Source organism: Mammaliicoccus sp. N-M50 (assembly GCF_022386995.1).
GTDB lineage: Bacteria > Bacillota > Bacilli > Staphylococcales > Staphylococcaceae > Mammaliicoccus > Mammaliicoccus sciuri_A.
In genome coordinates this window covers 597,217-616,159 of record NZ_JAJNJA010000001.1, presented here as the reverse complement: position 1 = coordinate 616,159, position 18,943 = coordinate 597,217, and the positions used below count along the sequence as shown (strand labels likewise).

At 32.2% G+C, this 18,943-nt stretch carries 16 protein-coding genes; 11 read left to right on the top strand and 5 right to left on the bottom strand.

The genetic code is table 11. The annotated features are described in order from the left end of the window. The 4 genes from LQ622_RS03040 (at position 1) to fabI (ending at position 5,053) form a co-directional block, all read left to right on the top strand. Positions 1-861 (top strand): RluA family pseudouridine synthase, encoded by an 861-nt coding sequence (locus LQ622_RS03040; RefSeq protein WP_239762377.1) that lies wholly within the window; start codon positions 1-3, stop codon positions 859-861. Positions 862-892: 31 nt separating this feature from the next. After that, a complete protein-coding gene (gene mgtE / locus LQ622_RS03035; protein ID WP_025905662.1) occupies positions 893-2,275 on the top strand; it encodes a magnesium transporter in 1,383 nt (460 codons plus the stop codon). Between the two features lie 10 nt (positions 2,276-2,285). Then, positions 2,286-4,127, top strand: coding sequence for a cation:proton antiporter family protein (locus tag LQ622_RS03030; RefSeq protein WP_037588887.1), 1,842 nt, complete (start codon positions 2,286-2,288; stop codon positions 4,125-4,127). A gap of 152 nt (positions 4,128-4,279) precedes the next feature. After that, positions 4,280-5,053, top strand: a complete 774-nt coding sequence (gene fabI / locus LQ622_RS03025; protein ID WP_037588888.1) for an enoyl-ACP reductase FabI — start codon at positions 4,280-4,282, stop codon at positions 5,051-5,053. 385 nt (positions 5,054-5,438) lie between these two features. On the opposite strand, the gene LQ622_RS03020 is transcribed toward fabI, so the two are convergent. Continuing rightward, a complete protein-coding gene (locus tag LQ622_RS03020) occupies positions 5,439-6,551 on the bottom strand; it encodes an AI-2E family transporter (RefSeq protein ID WP_037588889.1) in 1,113 nt (370 codons plus the stop codon). Between the two features lie 370 nt (positions 6,552-6,921). Here LQ622_RS03020 and LQ622_RS03015 point away from each other — a divergent pair, with 370 nt between their 5' ends. From LQ622_RS03015 to LQ622_RS03005, 3 genes are all read left to right on the top strand, one after another. After that, positions 6,922-8,484: an alanine/glycine:cation symporter family protein gene (locus LQ622_RS03015; protein WP_275590361.1), complete on the top strand. Its 1,563-nt coding sequence runs from the start codon at positions 6,922-6,924 to the stop codon at positions 8,482-8,484. Between the two features lie 78 nt (positions 8,485-8,562). Then, on the top strand, positions 8,563-9,312 hold the full coding sequence (locus tag LQ622_RS03010; protein WP_025905657.1) for an esterase family protein: 750 nt from the start codon (positions 8,563-8,565) through the stop codon (positions 9,310-9,312). Between the two features lie 35 nt (positions 9,313-9,347). After that, a complete protein-coding gene (locus LQ622_RS03005; protein WP_037588891.1) occupies positions 9,348-9,854 on the top strand; it encodes a YjcG family protein in 507 nt (168 codons plus the stop codon). A 70-nt stretch (positions 9,855-9,924) separates the two neighbouring features. Here the strand turns inward: LQ622_RS03005 and ltaA are convergent, their stop codons facing one another. The 4 genes from ltaA to LQ622_RS02985 all read right to left on the bottom strand — a co-directional run bounded on the left by ltaA (position 9,925) and on the right by LQ622_RS02985 (position 14,293). Then, on the bottom strand, positions 9,925-11,121 hold the full coding sequence (ltaA, locus tag LQ622_RS03000; RefSeq protein ID WP_103361603.1) for a lipoteichoic acid biosynthesis MFS flippase LtaA: 1,197 nt from the start codon (positions 11,119-11,121) through the stop codon (positions 9,925-9,927). Then, positions 11,099-12,274 carry a diglucosyl diacylglycerol synthase gene (locus tag LQ622_RS02995; RefSeq protein WP_037588893.1) on the bottom strand — a complete coding sequence of 392 codons (1,176 nt, stop codon included), beginning with the start codon at positions 12,272-12,274 and terminating at the stop codon, positions 11,099-11,101. The genes ltaA and LQ622_RS02995 overlap by 23 nt, the downstream gene beginning before the upstream one ends. A 170-nt stretch (positions 12,275-12,444) precedes the next feature. Further along, positions 12,445-13,578, bottom strand: coding sequence for an ABC transporter permease (locus LQ622_RS02990; RefSeq protein ID WP_239774704.1), 1,134 nt, complete (start codon positions 13,576-13,578; stop codon positions 12,445-12,447). Then, complete coding sequence (locus LQ622_RS02985; RefSeq protein ID WP_239774703.1) at positions 13,571-14,293, bottom strand: ABC transporter ATP-binding protein; 723 nt, start codon at positions 14,291-14,293, stop codon at positions 13,571-13,573. Before LQ622_RS02985 ends, LQ622_RS02990 begins: the two co-directional genes overlap by 8 nt. 127 nt (positions 14,294-14,420) lie before the next feature. Here LQ622_RS02985 and LQ622_RS02980 point away from each other — a divergent pair, with 127 nt between their 5' ends. From LQ622_RS02980 to LQ622_RS02965, 4 genes are all read left to right on the top strand, one after another. Beyond that, positions 14,421-15,905 (top strand): UDP-N-acetylmuramoyl-L-alanyl-D-glutamate--L-lysine ligase, encoded by a 1,485-nt coding sequence (locus tag LQ622_RS02980; RefSeq protein ID WP_239762394.1) that lies wholly within the window; start codon positions 14,421-14,423, stop codon positions 15,903-15,905. Beyond that, positions 15,895-16,134 carry a YueH family protein gene (locus LQ622_RS02975; protein ID WP_025905650.1) on the top strand — a complete coding sequence of 80 codons (240 nt, stop codon included), beginning with the start codon at positions 15,895-15,897 and terminating at the stop codon, positions 16,132-16,134. Before LQ622_RS02980 ends, LQ622_RS02975 begins: the two co-directional genes overlap by 11 nt. Positions 16,135-16,147: 13 nt before the next feature. Further along, positions 16,148-17,710: a peptide chain release factor 3 gene (locus LQ622_RS02970; RefSeq protein ID WP_037588898.1), complete on the top strand. Its 1,563-nt coding sequence runs from the start codon at positions 16,148-16,150 to the stop codon at positions 17,708-17,710. 218 nt (positions 17,711-17,928) lie between these two features. Then, positions 17,929-18,750 (top strand): TerC family protein, encoded by an 822-nt coding sequence (locus tag LQ622_RS02965; protein ID WP_239774702.1) that lies wholly within the window; start codon positions 17,929-17,931, stop codon positions 18,748-18,750. Positions 18,751-18,943 lie beyond the last annotated feature (193 nt).

Genomic DNA, 18,943 nt, shown 5'->3' with positions numbered 1-18,943 from the left:
ATGAAAGTATTACAATATAGAGCAACTTCTTCAATGACTTTGAAGACATTCTTATATGATAAAGGCATTTCTAAAAAGAGTTTAAGCGCCATTAAGCAGAATGGCGCTTTATTAGTGAACAAAAAACATGCTACCGTTAGAAAAGAAATTCATGAAGGTGATGAAATTGATGTCCATTTACCTAATGAATTGCCTAGTCATAATCTAGAACCATTTACGTTTGATTTAAATATTTTATTTGAAGATGAATGGTTTATTATTGTTTCTAAACCTGCCATGATGAATACTGCGCCTTCTAGAGAACATCCACATTATAGTTTAGTTGAAGCGGTATTAAGCCATATGATAATGAATGGTGAACGAACGATTCCACACATTGTGACACGTTTAGATCGCGGTACAAGTGGTATAGTTATATTTGCAAAGCATCAATTATTACATCATATGGTTTCAAATACGACAATTAGTAAATACTATGTTGCACTTGTCCACGGGGCTGTTGAACCGAAGAAAGGTGTTATTAAAGCACCAATCGCACGTGCTAAACATTCTATTATAGAAAGAGAAGTTTCTGAAGAAGGAAAGTTTGCACATACAGAATATGAATATTTAGATGGTGATTCTGAAAATAGCATGCTTAAATTACAGTTGTTTACTGGTAGAACACATCAAATAAGAGTGCATCTCGCACATATTGGATATCCTATTATAGGGGATAGTTTATATGGATTTGAAGATGGTCAATATGAGCATCAATTACTGCAGTGCAATCATATAGAATTTATACATCCCATTACTTTAAAACAATTGCATATTGTTGATGAAATGCACTATAACCTAAGCGGTGTAGGTATGATATAATAAATTGTATTTTTATGAGGAGGTGGCAAAGTTGGTTAATGAAAATAATGAAAATTACATCGAAGACGAAGCTTTTGATAAAGAAAAGTTAGACGAACTATTAGCAAATGATGAAATAGACCAATTTAGAGAAGAATTTTTAAATATGCATACATATGACCAAGGTGAATACTTTGAAATATGTGATAATGAGCTTAAACAAAAAATATATCAATTCCTTTCTCCGTTAGAAGTAGCTGACTTCTTTGAAACGACTGAGTTAGATGATGAAGAATACGAAGAAATTTTTCAAAATATGAATGCTAATTATGCAAGTCAAATGTTAAGTGACATGTCATACGATAACGCAGTTGATATTTTGAATGTATTATCTAAAAGTAAAATAGCCACTTTACTCACACTCATGAATCGTGAAGATGCTAGAGAGATTAAAGCATTACTTCACTATGAAGAAGACACTGCCGGTGGTATTATGACCACTGAGTTTATTTCAGTATATTCAACAATGTCTGTTAAAGAAGCGATGTTCTACGTTAAAGAACAAGCACCTGAAGCGGAAACAATATACGTTATTTTCGTTGTTGACGAAAATAAAAAGTTAGCAGGTGTTATCTCATTAAGAGACTTAATCGTTGCTGAAAATGATGCATATATTGAAGAAATTATGAGTGAACGTGTTATCAGTTCTAATGTAGCTGATGACCAAGAAGACGTAGCACAAACAATGCGTGATTATGACTTGATTGCGTTACCTGTAATCGACTATCAAGATCATTTACTAGGTATCATTACAATCGATGATATCTTGGACGTTATGGATGAAGAAGCAAGTGAAGACTACTCTAAATTAGCCGGTGTATCTGACATCGACTCTACAAATGATTCAGTCTTCCAAACAGCTATGAAACGTTTACCTTGGTTATTAATATTAACGGTTTTAGGTATGATTACAGCATCCATATTAGGACAATTTGAAGATACACTTTCACAAGTTGCACTTCTTGCAGCATTTATACCTATCATTAGTGGTATGAGTGGTAACTCAGGTACACAATCTCTTGCCGTATCTGTACGTAATATTTCAACAGGTGAAATAAATGAACAAAGCAAATTTAAGCTCGCACTTCGTGAATCTGGTTCAGGATTACTGACTGGTTTTTTCTGTGCAATAAGTTTATTTATTATAATTGTCTTATTATATCGCGAACCTGTATTGGCACTCATCGTTTCAGTTAGTTTAACAATCGCGATGACTGTTGGTACATTAATGGGTGCAATTATACCGATGTTTATGAATAAAATGAATATTGACCCTGCAGTTGCAAGTGGACCATTCATTACGACAATAAACGACATTGTCAGTATGTTGATCTACTTTGGTTTAGCAACAGCATTTATGTCTTATCTAATATAAGGAGAATAATATGGAGCATTCTAGTTTTACATCTCTCGTTATTGTTGTTATTGCTGCATTTTTAACACCTATACTTGTAAATAGGTTGAAAATTTCTTTCTTACCTGTTGTCGTTGCTGAAATCATAATGGGGATAATCATAGGTGACTCTTTATTTGGATTAGTAAAAGAAGATGCATGGTTATCTATCTTGTCGACGTTAGGTTTTATATTTTTAATGTTCTTAAGTGGTTTAGAAATTGATTTTAACGCGTTTAAGACGAAACAAACTTCTGATGAACAAGAAGGAAATAATATTCCAAGTAATTTATATTTAACGGCTGTCGTATTTTCTTTAATTATGGTTTTATCTATTTTATTAGCCTTTATATTCAAATGGACTGGTTTAATAGACGACGTATTATTGATGGTTATCATCATTTCGACAATTAGTTTAGGTGTAGTTGTACCAACAATAAAAGAAATGAATATAATGCATACAAGCATCGGACAATTTATCTTGTTAGTTGCAGTTGTAGCAGATTTAGCAACAATGTTACTGTTAACAGTTTACGGAACAATTAATGCTAAAGGTGATTCACCGTTATGGCTTATAGGTATTCTAATCGTCTTTAGTTTTATCTTTTATATTATGGGTGGTTTATTTAAAAAATCACCATTCTTAAAAAAATTAACTTCAGGTACGACTCAAATAGGTATTCGTGCTGTATTTGCACTTATTATTCTACTTGTTGGTTTAGCTGAAGGTGTGGGTGCTGAAAATATATTAGGTGCCTTCTTAGCAGGTGTTATCGTATCGTTATTAGGACCTGACCAAGATATGGTAGAGAAATTGGACTCATTTGGATATGGTTTCTTTATTCCAATATTCTTCATTATGGTAGGTGTGAATTTAAACATTCCATCACTAGTGCAAGAGCCAGGATTATTAATTATCATACCTTTACTGTTTATTGCCTTTTTAATTTCTAAGTTAATTCCAGTAGCATTTATAGGTAAATGGTATGACCGTAAAACGACAATATCTTCGGCATTCCTATTAACGTCAACATTGTCACTTGTAATCGCAGCAGCAAAAATCGCTGAACAACTCGGAACAATCAGTTCAGAAATATCTGGCATACTTATTCTAAGTGCGGTTATCACGTGTGTCTTTGTACCGATTGTATTTAAGAAGATGTTCCCAATGCCAGAAGAAACTAAGAGAATTGTAAAAGTGAGCTTTATTGGTAAGAACCAATTATCGATTCCAGTTGCTCAAAGTATTCATTCTCACATTTATCAAACTTCAATGTTCTTTAGAAAAGACCTTTCAGATAATAGAAAGTTAGATGAAAGCATTAAAACATATGAGTTAGATGATTATATTGAAGAGGAACTTGTAGAATTAGGTTTATTTGATTCAGATATCATTGTATGTTCTGCAAACGATGATCATATCAATAAACAAGTGGCTTTAATGGCACATGATCATGGCGTTAAAAGAATTATTTGTAAGCAAGAAAATGGTAGTGAAGATGAAGCATTTGAAGGTAAGAACATTGAATTCTTTAGTAGTTTCTTAAGTAATAAAATCTTACTTAAAGGATTAATTGAATCTCCAAACATGCTGAACTTATTAAGTAACGTGGAAACATCTCTATATGAAATAGAGATGAAGAACCATAGCTACCATAATGTTCTGTTAAGATCATTCCCATTTGCTGGGGACGTAATCTTCGTACGTATTATTAGAGGAAAAGATTCAATCGTACCTCATGGTGATACTGAATTACAATACGGAGATAAATTAATTGTGACAGGATCTAAAGAATATGTTTCACAATTAAAACAAGATATGGAATTTATTTAATAAACTTTGTAAAAATGAGGTTGAATTATAGACCTCATTTTTACTTTTTATTCAATATAAAATAAAAGTATAATGCTTGTCAGGTGGTCTGACCAGTGTTATTATAACGAGTGAATGTTTAGTATAATATACATATTAAAGGAGTATAGTGAATGTTTAATTTAGAAGGTAAAACATATGTAATCATGGGTATTGCGAACAAAAGAAGTATTGGCTTTGGTGTAGCTAAAGTGTTAGACGAACTAGGTGCTAACTTAGTATTCACATACAGAAAAGAACGTAGTAAAGATCAACTTGTTAAATTATTTGAAGAATTAAAAAATCAAAAAGGACAACACATTTATGAGTGTGATGTTCAAAAAGACGATCATGTTGTAAATGCTTTTGAACAAATTGGAGAAAAATTTGGTCATATTGATGGTGTTTACCATTCAATCGCTTTTGCTAACATGGAAGACTTAAGAGGAAGATTTACAGATACATCTCGTGAAGGATTCTTATTAGCACAAGACATTAGTTCTTATTCATTAACAATCGTTGCAAGAGAAGCTAAAAAATTAATGCCAGAAGGTGGAAGCATCGTTGCAACTACTTATTTAGGCGGAGAATTTGCAGTTCCTAACTATAACGTAATGGGTGTAGCTAAAGCAAGCTTAGAAGCAAACGTTAAATATTTAGCACGTGACTTAGGCGAAGATAACATTCGAGTAAATGCAATCTCTGCAGGTCCAATCCGTACATTAAGTGCAAAAGGTGTAGGTGGATTCAATGCGATTCTTAAAGAAATCGAAGAACGTTCACCATTGAAACGTAATGTAGATATTATCGAAGTAGGTAAAACAGCAGCTTATCTATTAAGTGACTACTCAAGCGGTGTAACAGGTGAGAATATTCACGTAGACTCAGGTTACCACGTTGTAAGATAATTAAGAGAACCAACAAAATCTATGATTTTGTTGGTTTTTTTGTATATGTAGTAACAAAAAGATGGGGAAGTGTAAATAAGAGAGGCCATAGTAACAAAAGTCGGACGAAATGTAACTAAGAGAGGCCATAGTAACAAAACTTGGCGGAAATGTAACTAAGAGAGGCCATAGTAACAAAACTTGGCGGAAATGTAACTAAGAGAGGCCATAGTAACAAAAGTCGGCGGAAGTGTAACTAAGGATGCCCATAGTAACAAAACTTGGCAGAAATGTAACTAAGGCCGCCCATAGTAACAAAACTTGGCGAAAGTGTAACTAAGGCCTACCACAATAACATCTTCCACACCAAACAAAAAACTGAAACCGCATTGGTTTCAGTTTTTTGTTATTTTAAGTTATTATCATGTATTGGATCGTCTTCAACTGTACGGTTCGCACTTGAACTAATAGATTGTCTATGTGTGTATACATTTCGAACGATTGTCTTAAGTACTGCGTAAGTTGGCACGGCTATTAAGATAGCTACGAATCCACCTAAATTACCTGCAGCTAATATTACTGTAATGATTGTAAGTGGGTGAATATTTAATGATTTACCCATAATGTTTGGTGTAATGACGTTACCTTCAAGTTGCTGACAAATTAAAGTGATAATACTTACCCAAACGAGCATCATAGGATCTTGTATAAGCGCGATTGTTGCTGCTGGTATAAATGCTAACCATGGTCCTAAGAATGGAATCATATTGGTAATCAATGCTAATAACGCTAAAAGTAATGCATAATCTAATCCTACAAAAGTATAACCAAGGTACAATAAGACACCTAATATAACACTAACTGTAACTTGACCTTGTATATAAGATTGTAAAGTTTGATTAATGTCTTTACTTAAATTCACGACAAACCATTTCGTACGTCCTTTGAAAGGTCTCGCAATAAACGGTATAAATCTTTCGTGATCTTTTAACATATATATTAAGAAGAAAGGCACTAAGATTAATAAGAACATTGTTGAAACAAATGATGAAATATAACTAAATAAGTTGGTTAACATATCTGTTACGATACCGCTTATACTTTCGATTGAATCATTAATCTTTTGTGATATATTATCTGGTAATCGATCTCTTTGTTGTAATGCATAATCTACAACATGCTGAATTTCACGTTGTATATATGGAATGTTCTTAATTAAATTATTAATTTGATTTGTTAATACAGGAGCAATGATAGAGATAAATAATACAACAATTAGTATTAATGCAACGATGATAATCGAAATACTTCCCCATCTTGGTACTTTCCTTTTTTCTAACATCTTCTGAAAAGGTAAACAAATATAGAATAAGAATCCACCTAATAATAATGGTAGTAATATGGATTTTACGATAATGATAATCGGATAAAATATTTCATTGATTTCCATAAATATTTTAATAATTAGAAACGTAAGGAGAATAGCTATTCCTGTACGAAACCATGCTTTATTTAACAATAGAAGTCCTCCTTATCAAACTTTCTCATACTTTTATATTATAAGCGAAATTACAGAATTAACAATGATAAATAAAATAGTTTCTAGAATTCGTGTATTGTTTGAAAGTTTATATTTTTATATATTATTTTAAGTTGTACGGATTAGAATAATTATTAAGTAATTATGAATATAAGCAACTCTAAGATTTTACACTTATTATTTCAAGAAAGCTTTTTTGACAATATAGTAAGCGCTTACAATTTATGTTATGTTCATTTCAAAAAAATATTGATTGTGTATTTATACATGGTATAATCATAACAAGGTAATTTCGAAATTTTCTGAACATGAGGTTATCTTAAGGCTTACAACAAAGGGGAGATTAATTATGGAATCTATTGTTAGCTTTGCGAATGAGATTGTATGGAGTAAAGCGTTAGTATATGGTCTTTTACTGACTGGTGTTTTATTTTCATTTATGATGAGGTTTTTCCAAGTCAGGCACTTTAAAGAAATGATTCGGTTAATGTTTCAAGGGGAAAAATCACCAACGGGTATTTCTTCTTTCCAAGCAATCGCAGTATCATTAGCAGGTCGTGTTGGTACAGGTAACATTGTTGGTGTTTCAACAGCAATCTTTATCGGTGGTCCCGGTGCAGTATTCTGGATGTGGGCTACAGCATTTCTAGGTGCGAGTTCGGCATTTATAGAATCAACACTTGGTCAAATTTATAAAAGAGAAATTAATGGTCAATATCGTGGTGGACCAGCATACTACATAGAATCAGGTATAAAAGGTAAAGCTGGTAAAATATATGCAATTATATTTGCACTTGTTACAGTACTATCTGTAGGTTTATTACTTCCAGGTGTACAATCAAATGCCATTGCTTCTTCAATGAAAAATGCATTTGGTTTAAATCCTTGGATTATTGCTATAGTATTAGCTGTATTATTAGCGCTTATCATTTTCGGTGGTATTAAAGCAATTGCAAATGTTGCGACAGCCGTTGTACCTTTTATGGCTATTGTTTACATAGGTTTAGCGATTGTTATTATTATATTAAATATTCAAGAAGTTCCAGGTTTAATTGCATTAATTTTCAAATCTGCATTTGGTGTTGAAGCTGCTTTTGGTGGTATATTCGGTGCGATGATTGAAATTGGTGTTAAACGTGGACTTTATTCAAACGAAGCAGGTCAAGGTACTGGACCACATGCTGCTGCTGCTGCAGAAGTATCACATCCAGCTAAACAAGGACTTGTACAAGCATTCTCAGTTTATGTAGATACTTTATTAGTATGTACAGCTACAGCATTAATGATTTTAATGTCAGGTACATTTAATACAACAGATGGTGGAACAAATAAAGATGGTTCACCACACTTAATTCATGATAATGGAATTTATGTACAAGGCCCAGATGGTAGTAAAGACGTATCAGGTACAGCGATGTATGCTCAAGCAGGTATCGATAAAGCGTTCTCTGGAGATAACTACACGTTTGATCCAGCGTACTCAGGTTTCGGTTCTTACTTTATTGCGTTAGCATTGTTCTTCTTCGCATTTACAACGATACTGGCATATTACTATATCGCAGAGACTAACGTAAGTTATATCATACCGTCCGATAAACAAAAGATATGGATTATATTAGTACGGTTAATCCTCATTGGTGCCACAATTTACGGATGTGTTAAAACAGCTGATGTTGCGTGGGCGATGGGTGACTTAGGTGTAGGTATGATGGCATGGTTAAATATCATTGCAATTTGGATACTCCATAAACCAGCCTTAAGAGCATTACGTGACTTTGAAATTCAGAAAAAACAAAAAGGATCAGGTTACTATGCGATATATAGACCAGAACCTGATGATGTACCAACAGCAAAATTCTGGCATGAAGATTATCCTAAACGTTTAAAAGAATATAACTTGGATGATAAATAATTAAACAATATCAAACGCTTTCAAATATACGCTCTCTACTGTACAATAATATTATATGTACAGTTGGGAGCGTTCTTTATGGATAAAAAAATAGGTCTTGTTGACCAAATTAAACTCGAAAGTAAATTCTTAAAAAGGGAAGTGACAATCTCAATTTACTTACCTAAAGACTATACAGATCTATATAAACATCATGTGATTATTACATTTGACGGTAGGGACTTTTTCCAATTTGGTCAAATTCATCGTGCATACGAGAAATTAAGAACAAATGATGAGATAGAAAGGGCAATCATTGTCGGTGTTCACTATGAAGATGTAGATAAGAGAAGAACAGAATTTCATCCCGATGGAGAATACCGAAAAGAAACGTCACAATTTGTGGTGAAAGAGCTATGTCCTTATATTGATAAAACATTCTCAACTTTGAAAGTAGGTAATGCAAGAATGTTACTAGGCGATAGTCTAGCAGCAAGTATCGCTTTAATGACATGTTTAGAATACCCGCATCATTTTAGTCAAGCAGGTCTGTTCAGTCCACTGATCAACGATACAGTAATAGAAGCATTTAACAATTGCTCATCTAAACATCTATTAACAATCAAACATTATATAGGTAAAGAAGAAGATTCTTTCAAACTTATAAGTGGAGATATGGCAGACTTTTTAACACCGAATCGAGCATTCAGTGAACGCGTTAAGCAGGAAGATTTAACATATGAATACACTGAATTAGATGGTGGACATACATGGAAAACATGGAAGCCTGAATTACCAAATATGTTAAGTTACTTTTTAAGTCATCAAAATCAAAAAAATTTGATATAATAATAATGTAGAAAAACAAAGGAGGAAGTATCATTATGAAATTAGGCATCGTACTTATTCCGTCTAAACCATTCCAAGAACAAGTGAATGCTTATCGTAAAAGATATGACAAACACTATGCGTTAATTGCACCACATATTACAATTAAAGAGAAATTTGAAATTGAAGATAGTAAACTAAATGAAGTGAAATCACAATTAGAGGCAACAGCTAAAGCATTTGAACCATTAAATATCCAAGTGTCTAAAGCATCAAGCTTTGCACCTACTAAAAATGTTATTTATTTTAAAGTGACTAAAACGGATGAATTAGAATCTTTATTTAGTAAATTTAATAATGAAGCATTCTATGGTGAAAGTACACATCCATTCGTACCACACTTTACAATTGCACAAGGTCTTTCAAGCCAAGAATTTGAAGATATTTATGGCCAAGTAAGAATGGCTGGTATAGATCATTCAGAAACAATTGATACAATTAAACTTATGAAGCAAAATGACGACGAAACATGGTCTGAAGAAGCTTCATATACACTAGGATAAATTGAAATTTATTTCATATAAATAAGGAAGCATAAGGTATGGATTTAATACCTTCTGCTTCCTTTTTATATTATGCTGATTTTCTTTTTCTATAATTAATAATAAAGAATGTACCATAGAATAATGCTAAGAATAAGAACATAATACTTGAAGCATAAATTGTATAATACACGTCTCTAAATACTTCAGATATTAAGCCACCTAATACCGGGCCAATCATCGTTCCAAATCCTTGAACGCTATTGAAGACACCCCATGTTTCTTCTTGTACTTTGTTATGAATTTGACCAGCCATAAATGTATTCCATGCTGGTAAGAGTAATCCATAAATTGTACCAATGAGTAAAGCAATCAATAGAACGATAAATAATTGTGTTAAGATCGTTAAGCCAAATATGAATGAGCTATATGCTAAAAATCCTACAAAAATGATAAGGTGTGTAAATGCTTTAGAATGTTTATCCATCAATTTAGAAAAGAATAACATAGAAATAGTACATCCAATACCGCCAACAATAAGTAGAAGTGTATATTCTAATGTCGTAACACCCATATGCTTTGTCGCGTATGTAGGCAATATAGGGACCAACATACCTATTGCAGATCCTTGTAAAAAGATACCTGGAAATAGTAATAAATGTCTTCTTGTAACTTGTACGATTTCGCGTAGTTGTTTTTTAACAGATTTACTTTCATAGTTTGTTAATTGTACTTTAACGAAATAGAATAATATCCATGCGATGAGTACACATAGCGCCATCATAAATGTAAATCGAGTAGGATGTAGTTTAAATAGTAAGTTCATAAAGATCATACCTGATAATAAACCAACTAACCAACTGAAATAAACGTATCCCATTTGTTTACCTCTAGAAGCTTCGTCTACACTAGATAACATAATGACCCAAATTGGACTGACCGCGATACCTAATAATATGGCACTTAAAATAAATACGATAGGTGACGGTATAAAAATAATGAGTGCTAAACTTGAAAAAGCTAATATAAATCCACACGTTAATATAACAGTTGGACCAAATCGTTTTAGAAGAAAACCTATTACGAAATTGGTTAATGCATCACTGATGAAATGTAAAGAAATCGCTAAAGAAGTAATACCAACAGTCACTTTAGCAGTGGTTGTTGGTAGAATTGGTAAATAACTTAAAATGTACATTCCTCTCGCAAATTCCATCATAAATAATATGATGAGCATTAACCGAAAATCTTTTTTGTGAAATGTTTTATCTGATGAAGTATTTGGCATACATAGGAACCTTTCCATAAACTTCATTATAAGAAAGTGAATCACTTAATAATGAAAGTAAGTCTTTGCAAATATTTTCTGTTGATTTTTCAATATAGTTTTCTTCAAGTAATTGTGTCATTTCTTTTAGTCTTGATGGTTGGTTCATAAGTGAAATAACAAGTTTAGTCGCTTCTTCTGGTGTGTGTGCTATTTTACCGTATCCTTTTTGTGAGAAATACTCAGCGTTTTCTAACTCTTGTCCAGGTGCTGGATTTAAGAATATTAATGGTAAATGCCTAGAGAATGCCTCTGAAATAGTGATACCACCTGGTTTAGTAATCATAAGTTGGCTTGATGCCATCCATTCATTCATGTGTTTCGTATAACCGAGTATCAACACATTATCATTATCTTTAAAATGATGTCTAAGTTCATTTTTCAAGCTTTTACTGTTACCACAAATCATGACAACTTGAGCATCTTTAGCGTACATATCTATTTTACTAATCATCGTTGAGAAACCTGTTGATACACCGAAAGCACCAGCAGACATTAAAATGACTTTCTTATCTGGATCTAATTTATGTTTCGTTAACCAATGATATCGATCGATTGGTTGCTCAAATTGTTTCGATATAGGTATGCCTGTTACTTTGATTGCATCGCTTTCTACACCGATAGATTCAATTTCTTTTTTCAAATCTTTCGTAGCAACGTAGTATCTATTTGAGTGTGGTGTTACCCAGTTCTTGTGTAAACGATAGTCCGTCATAACTGTAGCGATAGGTATATTTAAATTGAATTGTTCCGTTAAAACTGATACGACCGGTGTCGGAAAAGTTAACAAAATCAAATCAGGCTTTTCTTTTATAAGTAAATTCAATAATTTGTTTAACCCATAGTATTTATAGAAACATTTATCAATTTGTTCAGGTCTACTATAGTAGAAGAACTTATACATATTTCTGAAATACTTAAAGCTGTTTATATACCATTGTTTCGCAATTGAAGTCATAATAGGGTGTGCTTCCAAAAATAAATCATGCTCAATAACAGTTAAATGATTTAAATTCATTTCACCAAATTGTTTCACAATACTATTCGTAACTTGTAAATGACCATTACCAAAAGAACCTGTAATAATCAATAATTTTTTGTTTTGAGAAACCATTAGCCACACTCCGTATTTGTATTTAATTTCTATGATAGTTTAACGCATTTTCGCTATTTTGTGAAAAGATATTGCATATAATTACAAAATTAATATAAAAACTTTATACTATATCAATGTTTTAGTTGGAGATATTTAACAAATTATACGTCATTATGCATGAGATATAGTTAAACTTTTCTGTATCGATTCATACCAATCATATTTAATACTAACAGTAATAAGAATATACCTAATAGTATGATCCAATTTATATAAATATCTGATAAGTGATAGCCTCTTAACATAACATTTTGAATGGTATCACCTGCATAGTATAGTGGCATGATATGTGCGATATATACGAGTACTTTATGCATGCTTTCCACTGGTATGATGCCTGCAAAAAAGACTTGAGGAATCACAACTAAAGGAATAAATTGAATCATTTGAAATTCTGATGATGCGAATGTCGATAACAATAAACCAAGTGTAAGTGCTATAAATGACACGAGTACATTCGTAATAAATACTAATAATATGTTGCCTTCTGTAACCATTTGTAATACATAAATAGCATATAAAACAATCAAAGTTGTTTGTATGATGGCAAATGTACCATAACCAACTATATAACCTAAAATTATTTCATGTTTTTTAATAGGTGATGATAAAGTTCTTTCTAAAGTTCCAGATGTTCTTTCTTTGAGTAATGAAATACCTGAAATTAAGAATGTAAAGAAGAATACGAAAAATGCGATTAAAATAGGACTTATTGTATCAAAATAATTTGTATCTTTATCACCATGTAAATAATGCTCTTTGGCATCTAACTTTGTTATATGAGTTGGATATTTAGCCGAAACTTGAGACTTTTCGGCATTTGGTAGTTGCTGAGTGATTGACTGAATGATTTTCCCTTGTTGATTAACGACAGATGACAACTGCTTTGTACTTTGCATAATGACTAATTTATTGATGGTTAACTTTAATTGACTCGTTTTGCTTGGGTCAGTATTTTCGTAAGTTACATCTAGTTTGTTATCGTTTAATGATAGAAAACCGTCTAAATGATCCTCTTTAAATTTATGTTTTAAATCTTGTTGATTTGAATACTTTTGAATGTTAATATCCTGTTTTTTGAGGCTTGAAATGATTTGATCGTTTACTTGATATGTACCCACTTTTAGATCAGTTGACTCATCTGAATAATTAAATAAAAAATAAATCAACGTCATTATTAATAACGGTGCAACGAGTAAGAGCATAAGGGTACGTTTATCTCTAATAACTTGTTTTAAAATACGCGTGGCAATATTAATCATCTGCACCATCTCCTAACGCTAAGAAGACATCTTCAATCGTTTTTACATTATATGATGATTTAATTTCATTTGGCGTACCATAAGAAATTATTTGCCCTTCTCTCATTAGTAATAAACGATCGCATTTATCTGCTTCATCTAATACATGTGTTGTGATCAGAATGGTCTTGCCTTCATCTCTAAATTGAAACAAATCATTCCATATTGATTTTCTTAATCTAGGGTCGATGCCCACTGTTGGCTCATCTAAAATCAATATGTCTGGATTTTGGATCATACTAATTGCAAGAGATAATCTGCGTTTCATACCTCCAGAAAATGCCTTAACTTTTTTATGTTTTTCATGTGATAAGTTGACAATTTCCAGCGTGCGTTCTATTTGTTCGTTGATGTCCAATTTAAGTGCTTTATGAATATATAATTTCGCAAAGAATTTTAAATTTTCAACAGCGGTTAAATCATCAAATAATGCATCACTTTGAGACATATAACCAATAGACCTTAAAATTTCTCTATTAGGTATACGATTGCTGTTGATCGAAATTGTACCGGAATCCATAGTTGTCATGCCTAAAATACATTTGATCAAAGTCGTCTTGCCAGCACCTGATGGGCCAATTAAACCAGTTATTAAACCAGGTTCAAATTGAGTTGTTACATCTTTTAAAATAACTGCTTTTCCATAAGATTTTGTAATGGATTGAATATCAATCATAAAAGCACCCCTTTATTTAAAAGTAAACGCTCACTCATTTTATAATTGTTTATAGTTATAGTCTAAGCTATAAAATCAACTTAAGAAAGTGTATAATAGACCTATTGAAAATAAAGGAGCAATAACGATGAATGTTAAAACGTTATTAAATAAAATAAAAATTAAACAAACTTACGGTCAAATTGACCAAGAAGTTCATGATATTACGACAGATTCAAGAAATGCTCAAGAAGGCTCTATATTTGTGGCATCAAAAGGTTATACAGTAGATAGTCATAAATTTATACCGAATGTAATAGAGCAAGGATGTAGCGTCATTGTGAGTGACCGTTACGTAGAATTAAATGATGACGTATTATTAATTGTGGTTAAGGATACATTGAAAGTGGCAAGTATCTTTAGTCATGTATTATTTGATTTTCCTAGTCAAAAATTAACGACAATTGGTGTAACTGGCACAAATGGTAAGACAACAATTGCGACAATGATTCATCATTTAACGAGAGGTTTAGGAAAAAATAGTGCTTATTTAGGAACGAACGGTTTTCAAATTAATGAAACAGTTACAAAAGGTGTTAATACGACTCCAGAAACCGTTACTTTAACGAAACATATCGTTGAAGCGGTTGATAAAGAATGTGAGAGTATGACATTTGAAGTTTCAAGTCACGGATTAGTTATCGGTAGACTTCGCGGTTTAGAATTTGATATCGCTATTTTTTCAAATTTAACACAAGATCATTTAGATTTTCATGGTACGATGGAAGCTTACGGACATGCAAAGTCATTATTATTTAGTCAATTAGGTCAAGACTACAGAAAAGATAAATATGTCATATTGAATGCAGATGATCCATATATAAAAGAATTAATACCTGTAACACCATTCGAAATATTTACATATGGTATAGATAACGAAGCAGACTTTATGGCTAAAGATATAGAAGAATCTATCAGCGGTGTTCGTTTTACACTTGAAACACCATTTGGTTCTTACAAAGTACAATCACCTTATTTAGGTAAATTTAATGTCCTTAATTTATTAGCGAGCATTATAAGTTTGTGGGCACAAGGTTATGACTTAAACGACATAACTGAAGCTGTTGAAAATATGCCTGCAGTTGAAGGACGTTTAGAAGTATTAGATAGAAACTTACCAATAGATTTAATTATTGATTATGCACATACGCCAGACGGAATGGATAAATTAATAGATGCTGTAAAACCATTTGTAAAACAAAAATTAATATTCTTAGTTGGTATGGCCGGAGAAAGAGACTTAACAAAAACACCAGAAATGGGTAAAATAAGTTGTCGAGCAGATTATGTGATATTCACACCAGATAATCCTGCAAATGATGATCCGAAAATGTTAACAGCAGAATTAGCTAAAGGAGCGACACATAATAATTATTTAGAATTTGAAGATAGAGCAGAGGGCATTAAACATGCAATAGAAATTTCTGAGCCAGGGGATACAGTTGTACTCGCATCTAAAGGTAGAGAACCATATCAAATCATGCCTGGACATATCAAAGTGCCTCATAGAGATGATTTAATCGGTTTAGAGGCAGCATATGAAAAGTATGGAGGAAAGTCAAGTGAAGATTAGAGAAAGTCATTCGCAAAACTTAAATTGTAAAGTTTATATATATGAAAATAAAAAAGAAGAATATTTTGTGATTTCAATTCCGGATTTATTTTGGTCTATTGAAGTAGATTACGATTTATACGGAGAATCTTTAATTGAGCATTTGTACTTGCATTTGTTTAATGTGCTTGATGAAGATGAAGCAAATGAATTAGCAAATAGAATTAGCCAATGGACATCCGAATTATAAGGAGAAATGAATTGTGACGATTAAACAAGAAGTAGAAAGTAGAAAGACATTTGCGATTATATCCCACCCAGATGCTGGTAAAACAACATTAACGGAAAAATTATTACTTTTTGGTGGTGCGATTAGACAAGCAGGTACCGTTAAAGGTAAAAAGACAGGGAAGTTTGCGACAAGTGACTGGATGAAAGTGGAACAAGAACGTGGTATATCTGTTACAAGTTCAGTTATGCAATTTGATTATGATCATTACAATATTAATATATTAGATACACCAGGACACGAAGACTTTTCAGAAGATACGTATAGAACATTAATGGCTGTAGACAGTGCCGTAATGGTAATTGACTGTGCGAAAGGTATCGAACCACAAACATTGAAATTGTTTAAAGTATGTAAAATGAGAGGTATTCCTATTTTTACATTTATCAACAAATTAGACAGAATGGGTAAAGAACCTTTTGAACTTTTAGAAGAAATTGAGAAAACATTAGAAATAGAAACTTATCCTATGAACTGGCCAATTGGAATGGGACAAAATTTCTTCGGAATTATTGATAGATCCGATAAAACAATTGAACCATTCAGAGATGAAGAGAATATTTTACATTTAAATGATGACTATGAATTAGAAGAAGATCATCCAATCAAAAATGATTCACAATTTGCTCAAGCAATTGATGAGTTAATGCTTGTTGATGAAGTCGGTGAGCAATTTGATGAAGAATTATTGTTAGCTGGAGAGTTAACACCAGTATTCTTCGGTTCAGCATTAGCGAATTTCGGTGTACAAAACTTCCTAAATGCGTATGTTGATTATGCACCAATGCCAAGTGGACGCAAGACTGAAGAAGGTGATGTTGTAGATCCGTTCGATCCAGACTTCTCAGGATTTATCTTTAAAATACAAGCAAATATGGATCCAAGACATAGAGATAGAATCGCATTTATGAGAGTTGTGAGTGGTGCATTCGAAAGAGGTATGGATGTTACACTTCAACGTAATAAGAAAAAACAAAAAATTACGCGTTCAACTTCATTTATGGCTGATGATACACAAACTGTAAACCATGCAGTTAGTGGTGATATTATTGGGTTATATGACACTGGAAATTATCAAATAGGTGACACACTTGTAGGTGGAAATCAGAAATTCCATTTTGAATCATTACCACAATTTACGCCTGAAATATTTATGAAAGTTAGCGCTAAAAATGTTATGAAACAAAAGCATTTCCATAAAGGGATTGAACAATTAGTTCAAGAAGGTGCGATTCAACTTTATAAAACGTTGCACACGAATCAAATCATATTAGGTGCAGTTGGACAATTACAATTTGAAGTATTCGAGCATCGTATGAAAAATGAATATAATGTTGATGTTGTTATGGAACAAGTCGGTAAGAAAATAGCAAGATGGATTGAAAATGAAAAAGATATTACAGACAATATGAATTCAAGTCGATCTATTTTAGTAAAAGACCGCTTTGATCAATATGTATTCTTATTTGAAAATGAATTTGCAACAAGATGGTTTGAAGATAAATTCCCAGAAATTAAATTATTTAGTTTGTTATAATGAACAAAACATTGTATAATGACTAAGTAAAACTAAATAGACCTACGACTTTGTCGAAGGGGAGTAACTTTAGAACTTAAAAATTCTAGCATATTATCGTCATTACGAAGCGCAAGTTTCCGGTAATATGGACATCATATAAATGTTAAGTGAGACCTTTGCCTTTTATTAGGCATGGTCTCTTTTGTTTTTTATAAAAAAGAATGGAGTGTGAATAGATGGATCCGAGTTTGTTAATTAGTTACGGCTGGGTATTGATTGTTTTAATTTTTCTTGAAGGATTATTAGCAGCTGATAATGCAGTTGTTATGGCCGTAATGGTCAAACATTTACCAGAAGATTTAAGGAAAAAAGCATTATTCTATGGATTATTAGGTGCATTTGTATTTCGTTTCTTATCATTATTCTTAATTAGTTTCTTAGCTAACTTCTGGCCAATTCAAGCAGCAGGGGCATTGTACTTAATTTATATGTCCATTAAGAATTTGATAGACTTTAGAAAACATAAAGGTGAAGAGCTCAAGACACCAGATGACGTAGAAGCTCAAGATGATTTCCCTGAATCAGAATTTCCTTCAGATGGACATGGTCATCATAAATTGAAAAAGAATTTCTGGTTGACTGTACTCAAAGTAGAATTTGCAGATATCGCATTTGCGATTGATTCAATGTTAGCAGCATTTGCTATCGCAGTGACATTACCAGCAATGGGTATACACTTTGGTGGAATGGACGCTGGTCAATTCGGTGTTATGTTTGTCGGTGGTATGATTGGTGTTATTATTATGCGATTTGCAGCAACATACTTTGTAGAATTATTAAATAAATATCCAAACTTAGAAGCAGCAGCATTTGGTATTGTAGGTTGGGTAGGTATTAAACTGTTTGTTATCGTATTGTCACATGATGAAATTGGTGTATTACCACATGATTTCCCTCATGGCATACTATGGCAATCTATATTCTGGTCAGTATTATTATTACTCGTTATTATTGGCTGGATCACTTCAGTACGTAATAATAAAAAGACAACAAATTAATATTTATTAAGCAAAACACTCACAAAGTTTATTGTTGACTTTGTGGGTGTTTTTTTATCTTTTTTTAATTGAATAATCCATATTGAATGAATTCGTAAATATATGTAAAAATAGGTGTATAATATTGAGAATTACAATGGTTTTATGTTAATAAATTTAGTATTATATGGCATAATAGATACATTAAGTGTTT

Coding starts and splice junctions, on each gene's coding strand:
- LQ622_RS03040 (WP_239762377.1), top strand. CDS start 1: ATGAAAGTATTACAATATAGAGCAACTTCTTCAATGACTTTGAAGACA.
- LQ622_RS03030 (WP_037588887.1), top strand. CDS start 2,286: ATGGAGCATTCTAGTTTTACATCTCTCGTTATTGTTGTTATTGCTGCA.
- fabI (WP_037588888.1), top strand. CDS start 4,280: ATGTTTAATTTAGAAGGTAAAACATATGTAATCATGGGTATTGCGAAC.
- LQ622_RS03015 (WP_275590361.1), top strand. CDS start 6,922: ATGGAATCTATTGTTAGCTTTGCGAATGAGATTGTATGGAGTAAAGCG.
- LQ622_RS03010 (WP_025905657.1), top strand. CDS start 8,563: ATGGATAAAAAAATAGGTCTTGTTGACCAAATTAAACTCGAAAGTAAA.
- LQ622_RS03005 (WP_037588891.1), top strand. CDS start 9,348: ATGAAATTAGGCATCGTACTTATTCCGTCTAAACCATTCCAAGAACAA.
- ltaA (WP_103361603.1), bottom strand. CDS start 11,121: ATGCCAAATACTTCATCAGATAAAACATTTCACAAAAAAGATTTTCGG.
- LQ622_RS02995 (WP_037588893.1), bottom strand. CDS start 12,274: ATGGTTTCTCAAAACAAAAAATTATTGATTATTACAGGTTCTTTTGGT.
- LQ622_RS02990 (WP_239774704.1), bottom strand. CDS start 13,578: ATGATTAATATTGCCACGCGTATTTTAAAACAAGTTATTAGAGATAAA.
- LQ622_RS02985 (WP_239774703.1), bottom strand. CDS start 14,293: ATGATTGATATTCAATCCATTACAAAATCTTATGGAAAAGCAGTTATT.
- LQ622_RS02980 (WP_239762394.1), top strand. CDS start 14,421: ATGAATGTTAAAACGTTATTAAATAAAATAAAAATTAAACAAACTTAC.
- LQ622_RS02965 (WP_239774702.1), top strand. CDS start 17,929: ATGGATCCGAGTTTGTTAATTAGTTACGGCTGGGTATTGATTGTTTTA.